15 protein-coding genes are annotated in these 17,849 nt (G+C 73.6%); 8 read left to right on the plus strand and 7 right to left on the minus strand.

Annotated elements, in window-relative coordinates; translation table 11 throughout:
- The 3 genes from RBXJA2T_RS11625 to RBXJA2T_RS11635 form a co-directional block, all read right to left on the minus strand.
- Positions 1-564: 4-phosphopantoate--beta-alanine ligase (locus RBXJA2T_RS11625; RefSeq protein ID WP_009857568.1), on the minus strand; the 564-nt coding region annotated here is incomplete at its 3' end.
- A gap of 7 nt (positions 565-571) precedes the next feature.
- Positions 572-1,420: a 3-methyl-2-oxobutanoate hydroxymethyltransferase gene (gene panB / locus RBXJA2T_RS11630; protein WP_009857569.1), complete on the minus strand. Its 849-nt coding sequence runs from the start codon at positions 1,418-1,420 to the stop codon at positions 572-574.
- Positions 1,421-1,515: 95 nt separating this feature from the next.
- Entirely contained in the window at positions 1,516-3,108 is a 1,593-nt protein-coding gene (locus RBXJA2T_RS11635) for an aspartate:alanine exchanger family transporter (protein WP_009857570.1), read from the minus strand.
- Positions 3,109-3,281: 173 nt separating this feature from the next.
- Here RBXJA2T_RS11635 and RBXJA2T_RS11640 point away from each other — a divergent pair, with 173 nt between their 5' ends.
- Positions 3,282-5,036: a sensor domain-containing diguanylate cyclase gene (locus RBXJA2T_RS11640; protein ID WP_237704883.1), complete on the plus strand. Its 1,755-nt coding sequence runs from the start codon at positions 3,282-3,284 to the stop codon at positions 5,034-5,036.
- 95 nt (positions 5,037-5,131) lie between these two features.
- Complete coding sequence (gene cobF / locus RBXJA2T_RS11645; RefSeq protein ID WP_009857572.1) at positions 5,132-5,881, plus strand: precorrin-6A synthase (deacetylating); 750 nt, start codon at positions 5,132-5,134, stop codon at positions 5,879-5,881.
- Between the two features lie 11 nt (positions 5,882-5,892).
- Here cobF and RBXJA2T_RS11650 read toward each other — a convergent pair whose 3' ends face one another.
- Positions 5,893-7,209 (minus strand): DUF1015 domain-containing protein, encoded by a 1,317-nt coding sequence (locus RBXJA2T_RS11650; protein WP_009857573.1) that lies wholly within the window; start codon positions 7,207-7,209, stop codon positions 5,893-5,895.
- Between the two features lie 118 nt (positions 7,210-7,327).
- On the opposite strand from RBXJA2T_RS11650, the gene RBXJA2T_RS11655 reads away from it, so the two are divergent.
- The 3 genes from RBXJA2T_RS11655 (at position 7,328) to RBXJA2T_RS11665 (ending at position 8,550) form a co-directional block, all read left to right on the plus strand.
- The gene (locus tag RBXJA2T_RS11655; protein WP_009857574.1) at positions 7,328-7,573 is read left to right on the plus strand and encodes a hypothetical protein; all 246 of its coding nucleotides are present in this window, start codon (positions 7,328-7,330) and stop codon (positions 7,571-7,573) included.
- 78 nt (positions 7,574-7,651) lie between these two features.
- Entirely contained in the window at positions 7,652-8,107 is a 456-nt protein-coding gene (locus RBXJA2T_RS11660) for a serine hydrolase (RefSeq protein WP_009857575.1), read from the plus strand.
- A gap of 80 nt (positions 8,108-8,187) precedes the next feature.
- Positions 8,188-8,550 (plus strand): hypothetical protein, encoded by a 363-nt coding sequence (locus RBXJA2T_RS11665; protein WP_009857576.1) that lies wholly within the window; start codon positions 8,188-8,190, stop codon positions 8,548-8,550.
- A gap of 165 nt (positions 8,551-8,715) precedes the next feature.
- On the opposite strand, the gene RBXJA2T_RS11670 is transcribed toward RBXJA2T_RS11665, so the two are convergent.
- Both RBXJA2T_RS11670 and RBXJA2T_RS11675 read right to left on the minus strand, forming a co-directional pair.
- Complete coding sequence (locus RBXJA2T_RS11670) at positions 8,716-9,795, minus strand: ATP-binding protein (protein ID WP_009857577.1); 1,080 nt, start codon at positions 9,793-9,795, stop codon at positions 8,716-8,718.
- Positions 9,792-10,514, minus strand: coding sequence for a response regulator (locus RBXJA2T_RS11675; RefSeq protein ID WP_009857578.1), 723 nt, complete (start codon positions 10,512-10,514; stop codon positions 9,792-9,794). Before RBXJA2T_RS11675 ends, RBXJA2T_RS11670 begins: the two co-directional genes overlap by 4 nt.
- Positions 10,515-10,637: 123 nt before the next feature.
- Between RBXJA2T_RS11675 and RBXJA2T_RS11680 the strand changes: the two genes are divergently transcribed.
- The 3 genes from RBXJA2T_RS11680 to RBXJA2T_RS11690 are packed head-to-tail and all read left to right on the plus strand — an operon-like array spanning position 10,638 to position 16,298.
- On the plus strand, positions 10,638-11,756 hold the full coding sequence (locus RBXJA2T_RS11680) for an efflux RND transporter periplasmic adaptor subunit (RefSeq protein WP_009857579.1): 1,119 nt from the start codon (positions 10,638-10,640) through the stop codon (positions 11,754-11,756).
- A gap of 13 nt (positions 11,757-11,769) precedes the next feature.
- Positions 11,770-14,901, plus strand: a complete 3,132-nt coding sequence (locus RBXJA2T_RS11685; protein WP_009857580.1) for a multidrug efflux RND transporter permease subunit — start codon at positions 11,770-11,772, stop codon at positions 14,899-14,901.
- A gap of 2 nt (positions 14,902-14,903) precedes the next feature.
- Positions 14,904-16,298, plus strand: a complete 1,395-nt coding sequence (locus RBXJA2T_RS11690) for an efflux transporter outer membrane subunit (RefSeq protein ID WP_009857581.1) — start codon at positions 14,904-14,906, stop codon at positions 16,296-16,298.
- 191 nt (positions 16,299-16,489) lie between these two features.
- Here the strand turns inward: RBXJA2T_RS11690 and RBXJA2T_RS11695 are convergent, their stop codons facing one another.
- Positions 16,490-17,512 carry an SGNH/GDSL hydrolase family protein gene (locus tag RBXJA2T_RS11695; protein ID WP_009857582.1) on the minus strand — a complete coding sequence of 341 codons (1,023 nt, stop codon included), beginning with the start codon at positions 17,510-17,512 and terminating at the stop codon, positions 16,490-16,492.
- Positions 17,513-17,849 lie beyond the last annotated feature (337 nt).

The following is a 17,849-nucleotide window of genomic DNA, read 5'->3' on the forward strand; positions in this document are numbered from 1 at the left end:
CAGGTAGCCGTTGCGCGAGCTCAGCGCCAGGCCGTCGGCGGCGCGCACCGTCTCGCCGGCCACCACCTGCGTCGGCAGCGCGAACTGGCGCGCCATCGCGTCGATGACACGCCACTGCTGGTAGTCCTTGCGGCCGAACACCGCGACCGCCGGCTGCACGATGCCGAAGAGCTTCATCACGACGGTGCAGACGCCGCCGAAGAAACCCGGGCGGAACTCGCCTTCGAGGATGTCGGCCAGCGCTGCCGGCGGCGCCACGCGGTAGACCTGCGGCTCGGGATAGAGCTCGGCCTCGTCGGGCGCGAACAGCAGGTCGCAGCCGGCACCGGCCAGCAGCTCGGCGTCGCGCGCCAGCGTGCGTGGATAACGGTCGAAGTCCTCGTGCGGCAGGAACTGCAGCCGGTTGACGAAGACGCTGGCCACGACCGGGCCGCCCAGCGTCGCCGCCTGGCGCACCAGCGCGAGGTGGCCGTCGTGCAGGTTGCCCATCGTCGGCACGAAGGCCGTGCGCGTCTGGCCGGCGAGCGCGGCGCGCAGCTCGGCGATGGTGTGGATCGTCTTCATCGGGGACTCAGTAGCCGTGCTGCACGGGGTCGGGGAAACGCCGGGCCTTGACCTCGGCGACGTAGGCGGCGGCGGCTTCCTGCACGCTGCGCGTGTGCTCGCCGTCGCGGCTGAAGTCGTGCACGAAGCGCGGCCGGCGGCCCGGCGTCCAGCCCAGCATGTCGTGCAGCACCAGCACCTGGCCGTGGGTGTCGGGCCCGGCGCCGATGCCGATCGTGATCAGTCCGGGCGCGGCGGCACGCACCTGGCGCGCGACGGCCGACGGCACCAGTTCCAGCACCAGCATCGCCGCACCGGCCTCGGCCATCGCCCGGGCCTCGGCGACCAGCGTCTCGGCGCCCGCGGCATCGCGGCCCTGGACACGGAAGCCGCCCAGCGCGTGCACCCGCTGCGGTGTCAGCCCGAGGTGGGCGCAGACGGGGATGCCGCGGTCGACGAGGAAACGCACCGTCTCGACCATCGGCCCGCCGCCTTCGAGCTTGACCATCTGCGCGCCGGCACGCATCAGCGTGATCGCCGACGCCAGCGCCTGCTGCGGCGAGGCCTCGTAGCTGCCGAACGGCAGGTCGCCGATCAGCCAGGCCGAGGACAGCCCGCGCGCCACGCATTCGGTGTGATACGCCATGTGGCCCAGGTCCACCGGCAGCGTGCTGGAGCGGCCTTGGACGACGTTGCCCAGCGAGTCGCCGACGAGCACGACGTCGACGCCGGCGGCGTCGACCAGGCGGGCGAGCGTGGCCTCGTAGCAGGTCAGCATCGCGATCGGCTCGTCGCGCGCGGCCATCTCGCGCAGGCGCACGAGATTCAGGCGCGGGCGCGAAGCCCCGGCGGGGGTGTCGGTGACGTGGACGCTCATGGCGTGGGCGGCCCGCGGGGGGCGGCGGTGTCGGAACGGGCGCGATTATGGGTGCGCGCCGCACCGGCCCGCGCGCCGCAGGGCCACGCCCGGCGCTACAAGCCGCCGAGCACCTGGCCGAGCAGGATCTTGCCGATCATCGCCGCCGGGTAGACCAGCGCGTAACCCTGGGCGACGCGGCTGTCGTGGCCGGTGCGGCCGTTGGCAAACGCCAGCACCGCCGGCTGCGTCTGGGTGCCGGCCAGCACCCCGGCCAGCCGCGTGTTGCCCATGCCGAAGACGCGGCGCATCAGGATCGTGATGCCCAGCGCGGTCGTCGCCGTGACCATCAGCCCGAGCACCAGCAGGTCGATCCAGGCGCCCGACGCGAAGGCCGCGCCGAGCTGGCCGCCGGCCTTGGTGCCGGCCTGGGCGAGGAAGATCAGCAGCCCGAGCTCGGCCAACGCCTGGGCCGCCGAATGCGGCAGCGTCGTGACGATCGGCCCGACGCGGCAGAGCTGGCCGAAGACCAGCCCCAGCACCAGCGTGCCGGCGGCCGAGCCGATCGAGAACTCGGCGCCCGGCACCGGGAAGACGAACTTGCCCAGCAGGATGCCGGCGGCCATGCCCAGGCCCAGCGCGATCGGGTTGATGTCCGACAGCCCGCGCTCCGAGTCGCCGAGGAAGGCCGACACCGCCGCGATCTGCTCGCGCGGCGCGATGACCCGCACGCGGTCGCCGGGCTGCAGCACCAGGTCGTCGTTGGCCAGCATGTCGACGTCGCCGCGGCGCACGCGCGTCACGGTGGCGCCGAAGCGCCGCATCAGCCCCAGCCCGGCGATCGTGTTGCCGGCGAGCTGGGTGTTGGACAGCGTGATGCGGCGGAAGTCGAGTTCGCTGCGGTCGGCGTGCAGCGTGTGCGACGAGGCGTGGCCGAGCTCGGCCGCCACGCGGGCGACGATGTCCTCGGGGCCGACGACGGTGACCAGGTCGTTGCGGCGCAGCACGTCCGCGTCGCCCGGGGCCTGCGTCGGGAAGCGGCTGCCGCCGTGCTTGACGCGCGAGAAGCGCACGCGGCCCCCGTGGCGGCGCTCGATCTCGCCGATGCGCGGCTCGTCGCCGGTCTCCACGCGCACCGTGCAGTTGACCAGCGGCGCCGGCGCGTCGCGGTCGTTGGCGCGGCCGCGCAGCGCCAGCTGCGCCGCCAGCAGCATGCCGATGACGCCGAAGACGTAGGTCACGGCGTAGCCGATCGTCGGCAGCGGGCTGTTGCCCGAGGCCTCGCGCGCGGCGGCCAGCGCCGGGGTGTTGGTCACCGCGCCGGCGAAGGCGCCGGCCACCAGCGCCGGGTCCAGCCCCAGCAGCCGGCCGCCGAGCACGGCCACCAGTGCCGCGCTGGACAGCACGCCGACGGTGGCCAGGATCGGCCAGATGCCGCGCCGCAGCGACGCGAAGAAGCCCGGCCCCGACATCACACCGATGGCGAAGGTGAACAGGGTCAGCCCCAGCGTGCCCAGCGCCTCGGGCACGACGAACTCGTGGCCGCGCGACTTGGCCCCGGCGCTGGCCGCGATCGCCAGGAACAGCACCGCGGCGGCGCCCAGCGAGACGCCAGCAATCTTGAAGTGGCCGGCCAGCGCGCCGAAGCCGACGAGCAGGAACAGCAGCAGGATCTCCTGCCGGGCGAGATAGGCGAGCACGACATCCATGGGCATCGGGTCCGGAACTGCAGGGAGACGGAGGCGAGAGCAAGGTCCGCGCCGGATGATGCACGACCCTGCGCGTCGGCACGACGACAGGTGACACGGCGGCCGGGCTCGGTCACAGTCGTGGCCATGTGCATGCGCAAGCCGTCCGCCAGCGCGGGCCCCGGCCACCGGCCATGACCCCTCCCGGGCAGGAAACCGCCGGGCCGCTTGCCGCCGCCGCGGGCCACGCCACCGCCGGCATGTCGCCGCGCGCCTGGGGCTCGTTCCGGCTGCGGCTGACGCTGGGCGCCGGGGGCCTGGCGCTGTGCACGCTGCTCGGCGTGGGGCTTTACGCGGCGCGGCTGGCGACGCAGGAGCGCCAGAACTTCGTCGGCCTGCAACTGCTGGGTGCGGCACGCTCGGCGGCGATCGGGCTGGCCACGCGGCTGCAGGAACGCGAGCGTGAGGTCGAGATCCTCAGCCGCGTGCCGTCGCTGGCCGAGAGCCCGCTGGACTCCGAGCGCGTGGCGCGCTCGCTGGCGCTGCGCAAGGAGACCAACACCGAGTACGCCTGGATGGGCGTGGCCAGCCTCGACGGGCGCGTCGTCAACGCGACCGGCGGCCTGCTGGTCGGCGCCGACGTGCGCACGCGGCCCTGGTTCGCCGCCGGGCTGAAGGGCTCCTACACCGGCGACGTGCACCAGGCCGCACTGCTCGCGACCCTGCTCGAGCCCCGCCCCGGCGGCGAGCCGCTGCGCTTCATCGACCTGGCCGCGCCGGTCATCGGGCCGGCCGGCCAGGTGCGCGGCGTGCTGGCCGCGCACGTGCACTGGGACTGGATCGCCAACGCGGTGCGCAAGGCGGTCAGGGAAGACCCGCGCGCCACGGACACCGAGGTGATCATCCTGGGGCGCGACGGCACGGTGCTGTACCCGCTGCGCGCCCCCGGCACGCGGCTGCCGCAGGCGCTGGGGCGGGAGCGCTTCGGCATGCAGGAGGAGCCGGGCGGCGCGTCCTACCTCGTCGCCCGCGCGAGCGTGCCGGTCACCCAGCACTCCGATCTCGGCTGGAGCGTGGTGCTGCGCCAGCCCTCGGCGGCGGCCACCGCGCCGGTGGCCCAGCTGCGCGACCGGCTGTTCGCGATCGGGCTGGCGACCTCGCTGCTGGTCGCGGCCCTGGCCTACGTGCTGGCCGCCCGTGTGAGCCGGCCGCTGGAGCGGCTGGTGACGGCGGTGATGTCGGTGCGCGAAGGCCGCGGCGGCCAGGCGAACTTCCCGCGCGACGGCGGCTCGCCGGAGCTCAGCGCGTTGTCGGACGCGGTGCGCGAGATGACCGAGACCCTGCTCGACCGCGAGGCCCGGCTGGCGCAGGCCAACGCCCACCTCGAGCAGACCGTGGCCGAGCGCACGTGCCAGCTGTCGCAGGCCAACGAGGAGCTGGCGCGGCTGGCGGCGCAGGACGCGCTGACCGGGCTGGCCAACCGGCGCGCCTTCGAGCAGCGCGCCGCCGAGGAGGAGGCGCGCTGCCGTCGCTCGGGCACCGGCTTCGGCCTGCTGCTGCTGGACATCGACCACTTCAAGGACGTCAACGACCGTTTCGGCCACGCCACCGGCGACCAGGTGCTGCAGCAGATCGCCCGGCTGCTCGAGAGCGCCACGCGCGAGACCGACCTCGTCGCGCGCCTGGGCGGCGAGGAGTTCGCGGTGCTGCTGCCCGAGCTGGGCGAATCCGCCGACACGCTGCGTGTGGCCGAGAAGATCCGCCAGGCGATCCAGGCGGCCCACTTCGGCCCCGTCGGCGAAGTGACGGTCAGCGTCGGCTGCGCGAAGGGCGACGGCAACGACACCCCCGTGCAGCTGGCGCTCCGGCGCGCCGACGAGGCCCTCTACAAAGCCAAGCAGGCGGGTCGCAACCGCTGCGTCGCCGCCGACGACCTCACGGCGGCCTGAGCCACCGGGGCGGCGGCGGCGTTCAGCCGGCCCGAGGTGCGCCCGCCGTACACTCGCCCGCCCGTCGCCCCCCGGCGACACGAGGACCGACGACGATGATCGAACTGGCGCTGGTGGGCATCGGCACCGGCAACCCCGAGCACCTGACGCTGCAGGCCATGCGCACGCTGGCCGCGGCCGACCTGGTGCTGATCCCGCGCAAGGGCGAGGACAAGGCCGACCTGGCCGAGCTGCGGCGCACGATCTGCGCCGAGGTGCTGCGCGACGCGAAGACCGTCGTCGCCGAGTTCGACCTGCCGGTGCGCGATGCGGCCACCGCCGACTACCGCCGCCGCGTCGACGACTGGCACGACGCGATCGCCGAGGTCTGGATGCAGACGATCGCCGCCCACCCCGGCGCGCGCCGCGTCGCGCTGCTGGTCTGGGGCGACCCCTCGCTGTACGACAGCACGCTGCGCATCGCCGCGCGGCTGCAGCCGCCGCCGCAGGTGACGGTGGTGCCGGGCATCACCTCGGTGCACGCGCTGACCGCGGCGCACGCGATCCCGCTCAACGAGATCGGCGCGCCCTTCGTCGTCACCACCGGGCGCCGGCTGCGCGAGGACGGCTGGCCGCCGGGGGTGGACACCGTCGTCGTGATGCTCGACGCCGGCGGCGCCTTCGAGGCGCTGGACCCGCAGGGCGTCGAGATCTGGTGGGGCGCCTACGTCGGCATGCCCGAGCAGATCACCGTCGCCGGGCCGCTGGCCGAGGCGGCGCCGAAGATCCTGGCCGCACGCGCCGAAGCCCGTGCGCGCCACGGCTGGATCATGGACATCTACCTGCTGCGGCGGCGTGCCGGCTGAACGCCGGGGCGCTACGGCCGGATGCGGCGCGCCTCGAGATAGAAGCGCTTCTCGTCGGCCTCGCCCATCGAGAAGCTCTTGCGCGGCAGCGGCCCGTGCTGCGCCACACGCGCGATCAGCTCGCTCTTGCCCAGCGTCGCCAGGTGCAGGCCGGCGTGGCCGTCCTGGGCGGCCAGCCGCGCCAGCGCGTCGTCGCCGTGCACGTAGTCGACCTCCTGCGCCCCGCCCTGCGCCAGCAGCGCGTCGACGAAACCCTGGAAGCTGGCGACGTCGAGCTGCGCCGCCGGCGCGCCGTGCACGACGACCAGCGCGTGGCGCCCGCCCGGCTGCAGCAGGCCGGCGGCGTGCAACGAGCGCGGCTGGGCGGCGAGCGCGGCGCGCATCGCCGCGGCGTCGGGCTGATCGACGATCTGCACCCGGTCGCCGAAGTGCGCCGCCAGCGCGGCGCGCAGGTCCACCGTCACGCCGATCAGCAGGCGGTGGATCGGCGCGAACTCCATCGCCGGGTCGTGGATGTTCTCCACCTCCACCAGCGCCCAGCGCGCCAGGTGCTCGGGGCCGGCGCTGGCCTTGAGGCGGTCCCAGTTCGCCTTGGCGGTGGCCAGCGAGTGGTTGCCGTCGCCGACCGCGAACAGCATCGGTGCCGTGCCCGCCGGCAGGCCGTGGCGCGCGGCGAAGGCGTCGGCGTCGCCCAGCGCCTGCAGCGCGGCCAGGGCCTGCGCCTGCAGGCCGGCGTCGGGCGCGAAGCCGGCGACGCGGCCGCCGCCCAGCATCAGCGCCGTGTCGTACAGCGGCGCCAGGCGCTCGCGCTCGGCGGCCAGCGGCTCGATGACGGTGCGTGCCGGGTCGTCGATCAGCACGAGGATGTGCGGCAGCTCCAGCTCGGCGTCGCGGCGCACTTCCAGCCGCGGCGCGATGCGCTCGACGATCGTGCCTTCGGTCGGCCGGATCGCGCTGGTGGAGCCCGGCGTGTAGTCGTACTGCTCCAGGTCCAGCTCCAGCATCAGCCCGCGGCGCACGCGGCCGTCGGCCAGCGTGCGCTCGACCAGCACCGTGCCGGCGTGCGGGCGCAGCAGGCCATCGGCGGCGTAGCGCCGCATCGCCGTCTGGATGGCGGCGATGCGCTCGCGTTTGTCGGCGCTGGCGAGAAAGACCTCGGGGTAGATCAGCCGCAGCGCCGACGGCGCGTCGCCGACGGCCTGCTCCACCTGCTGCCAGTAGCCGGGGTCGCTGGTGTACTGGTCGCAGGCGATGACGCTCCAGCGCTGCAGATCGAGATCGGCGCGCGGGAGCAGCAGCTGCGGGGGGCGGAAACTGGGGGCGGGCATGAGGGGATGATGCCGCAGGGGCGGGCCGGGCAGCCCGGGCTTCGATACGGGGACCGACGGTGACGAGCGTGTTGCGGCGCCGTGGCAGAGTGTGGGAACGCTCTCTTCAGACATCTCGATGATCTACCTCGCGATCACCCCGGCCGGTCTGGCCGAAGCGCTCCGGGCTGCCAGCCCAGGCGACGCCGTCTGGTGCGGGAGCGGAGCGATCGACGAGAGCGCGTTCGCCGCGCTGAGGAACCCAGTGCTCACCCGCTTCACCCACGGCCTGGACGACGCCGATCGAGTTGCGGCAGCCCTCGATACGATCGAAGACCATCATCCCGGCGAGACCGTCTGGGTCGAGGCCACGGCCTCCCGATAGCCGGAAGACGAGCAACCGTTGGCATCCGGCGCACGACGTCCGCGGGTCGTCGGAGCCGCGGGACTCGACAGCCACGACGTGCTGCTGGCCGACTGGCTGGAACGTGAAGCCGTGCTGCCGCGCCGCGCGCGCAGCTACCGCCAGGCCCCGGCACGCGGCTGGCAGGACCTGCCGGTCCACCTGGCGAGCTGGGGCGATGGCGGCCTGTGGTCGACGCCGGACGATCTGGTGCGTGCCGAGGCGCAGTGGCTGGACGACTGGCGGCGCCACGGCGAGCAATCGCTGCTGGCGCGCTGCGGCGCCGACGACGGCGGCCGTTTCGGGCCGGGCGACCTGATGTACCGCTTCGGCGTGGAGGTCGTGCCGCGGGAAGGCGGCAGCCTGATGTTCCATGGCGGCGCGTTCGCGGGCTTCTCGTCGCTGGTGCTGCGCGGGCTGCACGAAGGCTGGGCGCTGATCGTGCTGGCCAACGGCGAGGGCTTCGATGCGTCGGCTTCGGGGTGGAGGGAGCGTTTATGGGGCGCGGATGGGTGAGCCGCCCGGCTGTCTCGAGCGAAGAAGCCTCCGAGGAGGCCGGGGCAGCCCTGCCTGCCGGCACCCGATCACGCCCGCCAATGTCTGACGAGCTCTACTGCAAGGTCTACCTGGCCGGTGCCGCCGACAGTGCCGCTGCGAAGGCCGCGATCAGCGCCGCCACCGGCCAGCTGTTCGAGCGGCGCGGCGCGCAGGTGGCCGGGTTGAGGGTCGAGGTCTTCGACAACGGCCAGCCCGGCTGGGAGGCCAGCGACGCCGACGACGACTTCCTGCACTGGCCGGTCTACCTCGAGATCGAGCCGATGGACGCGGAAATGGCTCTGCCGGCCTTCATCGCGGCGCTGGCCGGGCTGCTGAACCGTCTGGATGCGCACGGCCTGCGCAGCATGGCCAGCTGCGACTTCGAGGACGAACTGGCCGCGGCGCGGCAGGCGCGCGGCTGAGAGTCCGGGCGGTTGGCAAGCGATCGGTCGCATGGCGCTTGTCGAGCGCCGCCTTTCGACCCAGAGCAGTCACTCACCGTGTGCGGCGGCGGTCAACCCAGCGCCGGCCTCCCGAGGCGGCTCTGCGCATCGGTTGGATGCGATCCTCAGGCGCCCCGCCTTCGCCTACGCAGCTCGCGCCGACACGGGCCAACTCAGCCATACCGAGCTGCCGCCGCTCGGCAGCGCTTGGCTGCCCACACGCCCACCGTGCGCCTCGGCGATCGCCTTGACGATCGCCAGCCCCAGCCCGCTGCCGCCGCTGCGGCGCGAGCGCGACGGCTCGCCGCGGCGGAAGGCCTCGAAGAGCTGGCCGTCCAGCTCGGGCGGGATGCCGGGGCCGCCGTCTTCGACCGCCAGCGTGGCCCAGCCTTCGTGCAGGCGCGCCCGCACGCGCAGCGGGCCGGGGTCGGCGTGCATCAGCGTGTTCTCCAGCAGCGCCATCAGCGCCTGGCGGATGCGCACCGGGTCGCAGTCGACGGCGGCCGGCAGCTCCAGATCGAGCGCGAGCGTGAAACCGCGCGCCGCCAGCCGCGCGTCGACGGCATGCACGACGGCCGCGATCTCCGCGCCCAGGTCGGCCGGCGTGCGCTGCAGGTCGAGGTGGCCGCTGTCGGTGAGGCTCAGCACACGCAGGTCCTCGATCAGCCGGTTCAGGCCCTCGACCTGGCGCAGCAGGCTCTCGAAGAGCTGCGGCTCCGGCTTGAACACGCCTTCGGTCAGCCCCTGCAGCCGCCCGCGCAGCACCGTCACCGGCGTGCGCAGCTCGTGCGCAATGGCGGCGCTCCAGAAGCGTCGCTCCTCGGCCATGGTCTGCAGCCGCTCGGCCATCGTGTTGAAGTCGCCGACCAGGCGCGAGGCCTCGCCCAGCGACGGGTCGTCGCTGGCGGCGCGTGCCTGCAGATTGCCTTCGGCGACCTCACGCAGGCTCTCGGCCACCGAGTTCAGCGGCCGCAGGATGCGGCGCGACAGCCGCGTCGCCGCCAGGATCGCGATCGCCAGCGCCGCTGCCGTCGTTGCCAGCATCCAGGCGATCTCGACGTCGTTGGGCAGCCAGCTGTCGGAGATGCTGGACGGCGAGTAGGTCATGAAGAACGCGTAGAACGCGTACGAGCCCAGCACCGACAGCAGGATGACGGCCAGCGCCAGCGCGGCCATCGCCAGCACGATCTGGCGCTTGAGCCCCGAGCGCGTGTCGGTGCTCATTCGCCGCTCGACAGCCGGTAGCCGACGCCGCGGATGCTCTGCGGCGAACCCGTCAGGCCGCAGGCTTCGAGCTTGCGCCGCAGCTTGCTCAAGTGGCTGTCGACGGTGCGTTCCTGGGCGTCGCCTTCGGGCAGGCAACTGCCCAGCAGCTCCTCGCGCGAGTGCACGCGCCGCGGCGCCTGCGCCAGGCAGGCGAGCAGGCGGAACTCGGTGGCCGTCAGGTTCAGCGGCCGGCGCTCGCCGTCGACGAGCACCGTCGCCTCGTGGTTCTCGCGGTCGATCTCGAAGGCGCCGGCGCGCAGCACCGGCTGGGCTGCGGCGGCACGCCCGAAGCGGCTGCGCCGCAGCACGACCTGCACACGCGCCACGACCTCGGCCGGGTTGAAGGGCTTGACGACGTAGTCGTCGGCGCCGACGCGCAGCCCGGTCAGCTTGTCGATGTCCTGGTCCATCGCCGTCAGCATGATCACCGGCGTCTGGCCGCGGTGGCGGATCTCGCTGAGCACCTTCCAGCCGTCCAGCCGCGGCATCAGCACGTCCAGCAGCACCAGGTCGGGCTTCAGCGACAGGTGCATCGCCAGCGCCTCGCGCCCGTCGCGGGCATGCACCGTGCGCAGGCCGCTGCGGCCCAGGTAGGCGGCGAGGATCTCGGCGATCTCGCCCTCGTCCTCGGCGATCAGGACGAGCGCGTTCAGCGGCTCGGCGGCGGGGGTGGGCATCGTTACTCCTCGTGGCGCTCCATCGTATCTCCACAAAATCTCGATCGTCCGTCAGCCTGACGTCACGACACTGCCACGCCTCGACGCGCCGGGCCTTCCTCGGCGCGCGCTCTGGATGTGGACATGAACGACAACTGGACTCGGCGAGCGGCGCTGGTGGCCGCGGTGGTGGTGGCGGGCTGTGCGCCGGCCGACGACGAGACGGGCCCGGCGGCCGCGCCGCGGGTGACGGTGCAGACGCTGGCGCCGGCCGATCTGGCGGTGACGGAGGACCTGCAGGGCCGTGTGGCCGCCTGGCGCAGCGCCGAGATCCGCGCGCAGGTCGGCGGCATCGTGCAGCAGCGGCTGTTCGAGCAGGGGGCCGAAGTCGAGGCCGGCAAGCCGCTGTTCCAGATCGACCCGCGGCCCTTCCAGGCCGAACTCGAGATGGCCGCGGCGTCGCTGCAGCGCGCCGAGGCGGCGCTGGCGCGTGCGCAGCTGCAGGAGCAGCGCCTGGCACCGCTGGTGGCGGCCGAGGCCGTCAGCCGCCAGGCGTACGACGACGCCGTGAGCGCCCGCGAGCAGGCCGCGGCCGAGGTCGCGCTGGCGCGTGCAACGCTCGCACGCCGCCGGCTGGACCTGCAGTTCACCACCGTCACGGCGCCGATCGCCGGGCGCATCGACCAGGCCCTGGTCAGCGAAGGTGCGCTGGTGTCGGCCGGCGACACGGCGCCGATGGCGCGTGTGCAGCAGATCGACCGCGTCTACGTCGACCTGCGGCAGCCGGCCACCTCGGCTGCCGCCGCATTGCCGGCAGCGGCCGAGGTGCAGATCCTCGATGCACGCGGAGCGCCGACCGGCCTGTCCGGGCGGGTGCTGATGTCGGGCATCGACGTCGACATCGGCACGGGCGAGCGGCTGCTGCGGGTGGCCGTCGCCAACCCGCAGCGCCAGCTGCTGCCGGGGCAGTTCGTCCAGGCGCGCCTGACGCGGGCGCACTACGACGCGGCGCTGACGCTGCCGCAGCACGCGGTGTTCCGCGTCGGCGGCCAGGCGCAGGTGTGGGTCGTCGACGCGCAGCAGCGCGCGCACGCGGTGCCGGTCGAGCTCGGCGAACTGGTGCAGCGTCGATACCGTGTCGCCGCCGGGCTGCAGGCCGGTCAGCAGATCGTCGTCGCGGGCGGTGAACGCCTGCACGAAGGCGCGGTGGTGGCGGCGCGGCCCTGGACCGAGTCCCAGACCGCTGTCGCCGTGCGGCGCTGAGCCGGAGCACCGCATGCCGCAGTTCTTCATCCAGCGCCCGGTATTCGCCTGGGTCATCGCGCTGTTCATCGTGCTCTTCGGGCTGATCGCGATCCCGCAGCTGCCGATCGCGCGTTACCCGTCGGTGGCGCCGCCGTCGGTGTCGCTGTACGCCAGCTATCCCGGCGCGACGCCGCAGACGCTGGCCGATTCGGTGGTCGCACCGATCGAACGCGAACTCTCGGGCGTGCGCAAGCTGCTGTACTTCGAGTCCTCGGTCGACTCGTCCGGCACGGCGCAGATCACGGTCACCTTCCAGCCCGGCACCGACCCCGAACTCGCCCAGGTCGACGTGCAGAACCGCCTCAAGGCCGTCGAGCCGCGGCTGCCGCAGACGGTGCGCCAGAACGGGCTGCAGGTGGAGTCGGCCAGCTCGGGCTTCCTGATGCTGGTGGGCCTGGTGTCCGACGACGGCCGCCACGACGAGCTGGCGCTCAACGACTACATGGCGCGCCACCTCGTCGAGGAACTGCGCCGCATCGACGGCATCGGCCGCGTGCAGCTGTTCGGCGCCGAGCAGGCGCTGCGCGTCTGGGTGCTGCCCGAGCGCCTGGCCGCCCACGGCCTGACGATGGGGGACGTGGCGCAGGCCATCGAACGCCAGAACGCACAGATCGCGCCCGGGCGCCTGGGCGACGAGCCGGCGCTGCCCGGGCAGCGCGTCAGCGTGCCGCTGACGGTGCAGGGGCAGCTGTCATCACCGGAAGAGTTCGCGGCCATCGTGCTGCGTGCCGGCCGCGACGGCTCCAAGGTCGTGCTCGGCGACGTCGCGCGGGTCGAGCTGGGCGCGCAGTCCTACGCCTTCTCCAACCGCGAGAACGGCCTGCCGGCCACCAGCGCCGCGCTGCAGCTGTCGCCGGGCGCGAACGCGGTGCGTGCCGCGCAGGCGGTGCAGGACCGATTGACCGAGCTTGCGCCGACGCTGCCGGCCGGCATGCGCCACACGGTGTCGTTCAACACCGCGCCGTTCGTGAAGATCTCCATCGAGAAGGTGCTCTACACGCTGGCCGAGGCCATGGTGCTGGTCTTCCTCGTGATGTACGTCTTTCTGCAGAACCTGCGCTGCACGCTGATCCCGGCGATCGTCGCGCCGATCGCGCTGCTGGGCACCTTCGCGGCGATGCTGGCGCTCGGCTTCTCGATCAACGTGCTGACGATGTTCGGCATGGTGCTGGCCATCGGCATCATCGTCGACGACGCCATCGTCGTCGTCGAGAACGTCGAGCGCCTGATGGCCAGCGAAGGCCTGTCGCCGAAGGCCGCGACGGCCAAGGCGATGCAGGAGATCACCGGCGCGGTGGTCGCGATCACGCTGGTGCTGACGGCGGTGTTCATCCCGATGGCGTTCGCCAGCGGCTCGGTGGGCGTCATCTACCGCCAGTTCAGCCTGTCGATGGCGCTGTCAATCGGGCTGTCGGCCTTCCTGGCGCTGAGCCTGACGCCGGCGCTGTGCGCCACGCTGCTGCAGCCGGTGTCGGCGGCGCACCCCCGCTCGCGTTTCTTCGCCGCCTTCAACCGCGGCTTCGAGCGCCTGACCGGGCGCTACGGCCGCGGCGTCGCCGCGCTGCTGTCGCGCGGCGGCCGCGTGATGGCGATGTTCGCGGCGCTGTGTCTGCTGCTGGTGCTGGCCTGGCGCGAGCTGCCCTCGTCCTTCCTGCCCGAGGAAGACCAGGGCTACTTCATGACCTCGATCCAGCTGCCTGCCGACGCCACCGCCGAACGCACGCTGGACCTCGTCAAGGCCTTCGAGGCCCACGTCGCGACGCGCCCGGCGATCGCCTCCAACCTCGTCGTGCAGGGCTTCAGCTTCTCGGGCTCGGGGCCGAACGCGGCGATGGCCTTCACGACGCTGAAGGACTGGGACCAGCGCGACGGCGCCACCGCGACCGAGGAGGTCTGGCGGGTGATGGAAGCGCTGCAGGACACGACCGAAGGCCAGGTGATCAGCCTGATGCCGCCGGCAATCGACGAACTCGGCACCTCCTCGGGTTTCACGCTGGTGCTGCAGGACCGAGCCCAGCAGGGCCAGGCGGCGCTGAAGGCCGCCGAGGCGCAGCTGCTGGCGCTGGCCGCGAAGAGCCCGCTGCTGCGCGAGGTCTACGCCGACGGCCTGCCCGCCGGCAGCAGCCTGCGGCTGGACATCGACCGCCGCAAGGGCGAGGCGCTGGGCGTGTCCTTCGACGCCATCAGCCAGACGCTGTCGGCGGCGATGGGCTCGCTCTACGTCAACGACTTCCCGCACGACGGCCGCATGCAGCAGGTCATCGTGCAGGCCGATGCGTCGGCGCGCATGCAGCTCGACGACGTGCTGCGGCTGCAGGTGCGCAACACCGCCGGCGGCATGGTGCCGCTGCGCGAGCTGGTGACACCGGTGTGGAGCGAAGCGCCGCTGCAGATGCAGCGTTTCCAGGGGCTGCCGGCGACGCGCATCGCCGGCAGCCCGGCGCCGGGCGTGTCCAGCGGCAAGGCGATGGCCGAGATGGAACGCCTGGCGGCGCAACTGCCGCCGGGCTACACGGTCGCGTGGACCGGGCAGTCGCTGCAGGAGCGCCAGTCGGCATCGCAGGCGCCAATGCTGATGCTGCTGTCGGCGCTGGTCGTCTTCCTCGTGCTGGCGGCCTTGTACGAGAGCTGGTCGCTGCCGCTGTCGGTGATGCTGGTCGTGCCGCTGGGGCTGGTCGGCGCGGTCGCAGCGGTGGTGCTGCGCGGCCTGCCCGACGACGTGTTCTTCAAGGTCGGGATGATCACCATCATCGGGCTGTCGGCGAAGAACGCGATCCTGATCTGCGAGTTCGCGCGCCAGCTGCACGCCCAGGGCCACGGCCTGGCCGACGCGGCGCTGCAGGCGGCGCGGCTGCGGCTGAGGCCGATCCTGATGACCTCGCTGGCCTTCACGCTGGGCGTGCTGCCGCTGATGCTGGCCAGCGGCGCCAGCGCCGCGACACAGCACGCCATCGGCACCGGCGTCTTCGGCGGCATGCTCAGCGCCACGCTGCTGGCGGTGTTCTTCGTGCCGGTGTTCTTCGTCCTGATAGTCGGTGCCACCGAACGCTGGCAGCGCTGGCGTGGCCGCCAGGCCGGGCAGCCGCAGCAGCGGGAGGCCTGACGATGCGAACCGCGTTTTTCGCCCTGCTGCCGCTGCTGGCCGCCTGTGCCGGCGCGCCGACGCCGATGCCGGCACCCGACGCCGGCCTGCCCGCGGCCTTTCCGCTGGCGGCCGAGACCGAATCCGAATGGCGCGGCGTCTTCGCCGACCCGGCGCTGCAGCGCCTGACGGCCGCCGCGCACGAACACAACCGCGACCTGCGGCTGGCGGCGCTGAACGTCGAGATCGCACGAGCGCAATACGGCATCGAACGTGCGGCGCGCCTGCCGGCCGTCGCGCTGGAAGCCGGGGCGCAGCGCGAACGTGCGCTGGCCAGCGGCGGCGACAGCGCCAGCACACGCTCGCAGCAGGCCAGCCTCGGCCTGGGCCTCAGCGCCTTCGAACTCGACTTCTTCGGCCGCGTGAAAGCCCTGTCCGACGCCGCGCTGGCGCGTTACCTCGCCAGCGAACACGGCCGGCGCGCGGCCGAGCTGGCGCTGGACGGCGCCGTGGCCGACGCCTGGTTCGCCCAGCGCCTGGCGCTGGCCCAGCGGGACCTGGCCGAGCGCACACACGAGGACTGGCGGCAGACGCTGGCGCTGCTGCGAATGCAGCGCGAGGCCGGCCAGAGCAGCGCGCTGGACCTGGTGCAGGCCGAAGGCGAGCTGGCCTCGGCCGAAGCCGAGCTGCAGGCCCGCCGCCGGGCGCTGGAGCAGGCCGGCAACGCGCTGCGGCTGCTGGTCGGCACGGCGCTGCCCGGCGAGCTGCCGCCGCCGCTGGCACTGGACGCACCGCCCGTGGCCGTGCAGGCCCCGGCGGGCCTGCCGTCGCAGCGCCTGCTGCGCCGGCCCGACCTGCAGCAGGCAGAACAACTGCTGGCCGCGTCCCAGGCCGAGGTCGGCGCCGCCCGCGCGGCTTTCTTCCCGCAGATCACGCTGACCGCGGCGCTGGGTGTCGCCAGCCCGTCGCTGGACGCGCTGTTCGGCGACGGCCGCCGTGTCTGGCGGCTCGCGCCGCAGGCCAGCCTGCCGCTGCTCGACGGCGGCCGGCGGCGGCAAGAGCTGCGGCTGGCCGAGCTGCGCCGCAGCGAGGCGCTGGCGAGCTACGAACGCAGCATCCAGACCGCGTTCCGCGAAGTCGCCGACGCGCTGGCTGCGGCCGCCACGCTGGGGCCGCAGATCGAGGCCCAGTCGCGCGCCGTCGCCAGCGCCGCGCGCCGCGTCGAGCTGACCGAGCTGCGTTACCGCGCCGGCCTGGAGGGGCGGCTGGAGCTGCTGGACGCGCGGCGCCAGCAGCACGCGGCGCAGCTCGCGCTGCTGGAACTGCGCCGCGCCGAGCTGGGCAACGCCGTGGCGCTGTTCCTGGCCTTGGGCGGCGAGGCGCCGGCAGGCCGTGGGCGTGAGTCGCTCAACGACTGACCCCGTCGCCGCGCGGCGAGCTGGTCCGCCCAGTCAGCAGCATCTGTTGGTCGCCGCTTCCGACGGCCCCGGTCTGCGGCACCGACCGCGGCGGCCAGACAGCGCCAAGGGCCTGCCGACGCCTCCGACACCAGCGCGGAGGCCGACCCGGGGCCGCCGTCGGCCCTGACCTCCCGCCGGCGCAGCCGCCTTCAGGCCCGTCGGCGCCGAGCCTGCAGCGACAGCACCACGGCCAGCGCCAGCAGCACGAGCAGCAGCGTCGCCGGCTCGGGCACCTCGGCCGCCGCCAGGGCCAGCGGGCGGCCGTTGAGCAGCAGGTCTGCCGCCGCCAGCCCCAGCACGCGGTGGGCTGCCGTCGTCGGGTGGATGCTGTCCCAGAACACCGTCGTCGCCGCCGCAGCACAGGCGCTCTCGAAGATCAGCAGCGTCACCCGGCGGCAGGTGCCCGTCGTGTCGGTGAAGCCGTAGGACGCGGGGTCGTCCAGCAGGTCGTTGAAGGTCGAGTAGACGTCGAAGTAGTAGATCGACGCCTGGCCCGACAGGCCCAGCAGCATCGCGTGCAGCGCGTCGTTCCAGGCCACCGTGGCCGCCGACGCCGAGGCTTCGCGGGCGCTGCCCCGGTTCTCGGGGATCTTGCCCAGGTCGGGCAGGTTGGGGATCAGGAAGGTGGACGCCCCCCGCCCGATCAGCCCGGTCAGCATGCCCTGCAGGTTGCCGAGGCTGGCGGCGATGCCGGCCAGCGGGTCGGGGTTGCCGACGAGGTCGCGGATGTCGTTGCCGCCGCCCCATAGCACGTACAGCGCGTCGGCATCCGCACCGCCCGGCTGGCGCGCGTTGTACTGGGCGTACTGGGTCAGCAGGCCGGCCGACGGCAGCCCGGCGTCGTCGATCAGCGCGCCGCCATAGGCGAAGTTGGTGTTGGACGCGCCCGAGACACGCGACGCGGTGGCCACCGGCACGCCGATCGCCGGGGCCATGTACTCGTGCCAGACATTGCCGTTGGAGAAGCGCCCGTTGGCGCCGTACCCGGCCGGCACCGCGATGATGTTGCTGGAGCCCAGCACGTTGCGCACGTTGCCGGTGTCGGACAGGCTGTCGCCGAACACGACCATGCTGCTGAACGTCGGCGCCGCCCCCGCGGCGCCCGCCATGCCCAGCGCCACGGCCGCGGCGAGCCCGCGTGTCCAGCGCCCCATCGTCTGCCTGATGCCCATGTCCGTCTCCGTTGTTCGTTGTGTCGGTCCGGGTGCCGCCGCTGACGGCGACGGCAGCTTTCATCCTAGGGGTGACGCGGCCGGCGCCGACGCCGGCAGACCCCCGGCTGAGCGGCCGGGATGACCGGGGTTGACGGCGCCGCGGTGCGCGTGATGAGCCGGCGTGCGCCGACGCTCAGGGCCGGGCGGCGGGGGCAGCCAGCTCCAGCACCCGGCGCGGCTCGCCCGGCAGCGCCTGCACCACCTGCACGGGCAGCAGGCCGCCCCGTGCGGCGGCCACCAGCGGATGCGACGGCCAGCCCAGCGGCGCGCCGGCCGGCGTGCGGGCGCGCAGGGC

Source organism: Rubrivivax benzoatilyticus JA2 = ATCC BAA-35 (assembly GCF_000190375.1).
In the GTDB taxonomy this organism is placed as follows: Bacteria; Pseudomonadota; Gammaproteobacteria; order Burkholderiales; family Burkholderiaceae_C; genus Rubrivivax; species Rubrivivax benzoatilyticus.

Coding starts and splice junctions, on each gene's coding strand:
- cobF (WP_009857572.1), top strand. CDS start 5,132: ATGATCGAACTGGCGCTGGTGGGCATCGGCACCGGCAACCCCGAGCAC.
- RBXJA2T_RS11640 (WP_237704883.1), top strand. CDS start 3,282: ATGACCCCTCCCGGGCAGGAAACCGCCGGGCCGCTTGCCGCCGCCGCG.
- RBXJA2T_RS11655 (WP_009857574.1), top strand. CDS start 7,328: ATGATCTACCTCGCGATCACCCCGGCCGGTCTGGCCGAAGCGCTCCGG.
- RBXJA2T_RS11650 (WP_009857573.1), bottom strand. CDS start 7,209: ATGCCCGCCCCCAGTTTCCGCCCCCCGCAGCTGCTGCTCCCGCGCGCC.
- RBXJA2T_RS11670 (WP_009857577.1), bottom strand. CDS start 9,795: ATGAGCACCGACACGCGCTCGGGGCTCAAGCGCCAGATCGTGCTGGCG.
- RBXJA2T_RS11680 (WP_009857579.1), top strand. CDS start 10,638: ATGAACGACAACTGGACTCGGCGAGCGGCGCTGGTGGCCGCGGTGGTG.
- RBXJA2T_RS11665 (WP_009857576.1), top strand. CDS start 8,188: ATGTCTGACGAGCTCTACTGCAAGGTCTACCTGGCCGGTGCCGCCGAC.
- RBXJA2T_RS11675 (WP_009857578.1), bottom strand. CDS start 10,514: ATGCCCACCCCCGCCGCCGAGCCGCTGAACGCGCTCGTCCTGATCGCC.
- panB (WP_009857569.1), bottom strand. CDS start 1,420: ATGAGCGTCCACGTCACCGACACCCCCGCCGGGGCTTCGCGCCCGCGC.
- RBXJA2T_RS11695 (WP_009857582.1), bottom strand. CDS start 17,512: ATGGGCATCAGGCAGACGATGGGGCGCTGGACACGCGGGCTCGCCGCG.
- RBXJA2T_RS11635 (WP_009857570.1), bottom strand. CDS start 3,108: ATGGATGTCGTGCTCGCCTATCTCGCCCGGCAGGAGATCCTGCTGCTG.
- RBXJA2T_RS11690 (WP_009857581.1), top strand. CDS start 14,904: ATGCGAACCGCGTTTTTCGCCCTGCTGCCGCTGCTGGCCGCCTGTGCC.
- RBXJA2T_RS11685 (WP_009857580.1), top strand. CDS start 11,770: ATGCCGCAGTTCTTCATCCAGCGCCCGGTATTCGCCTGGGTCATCGCG.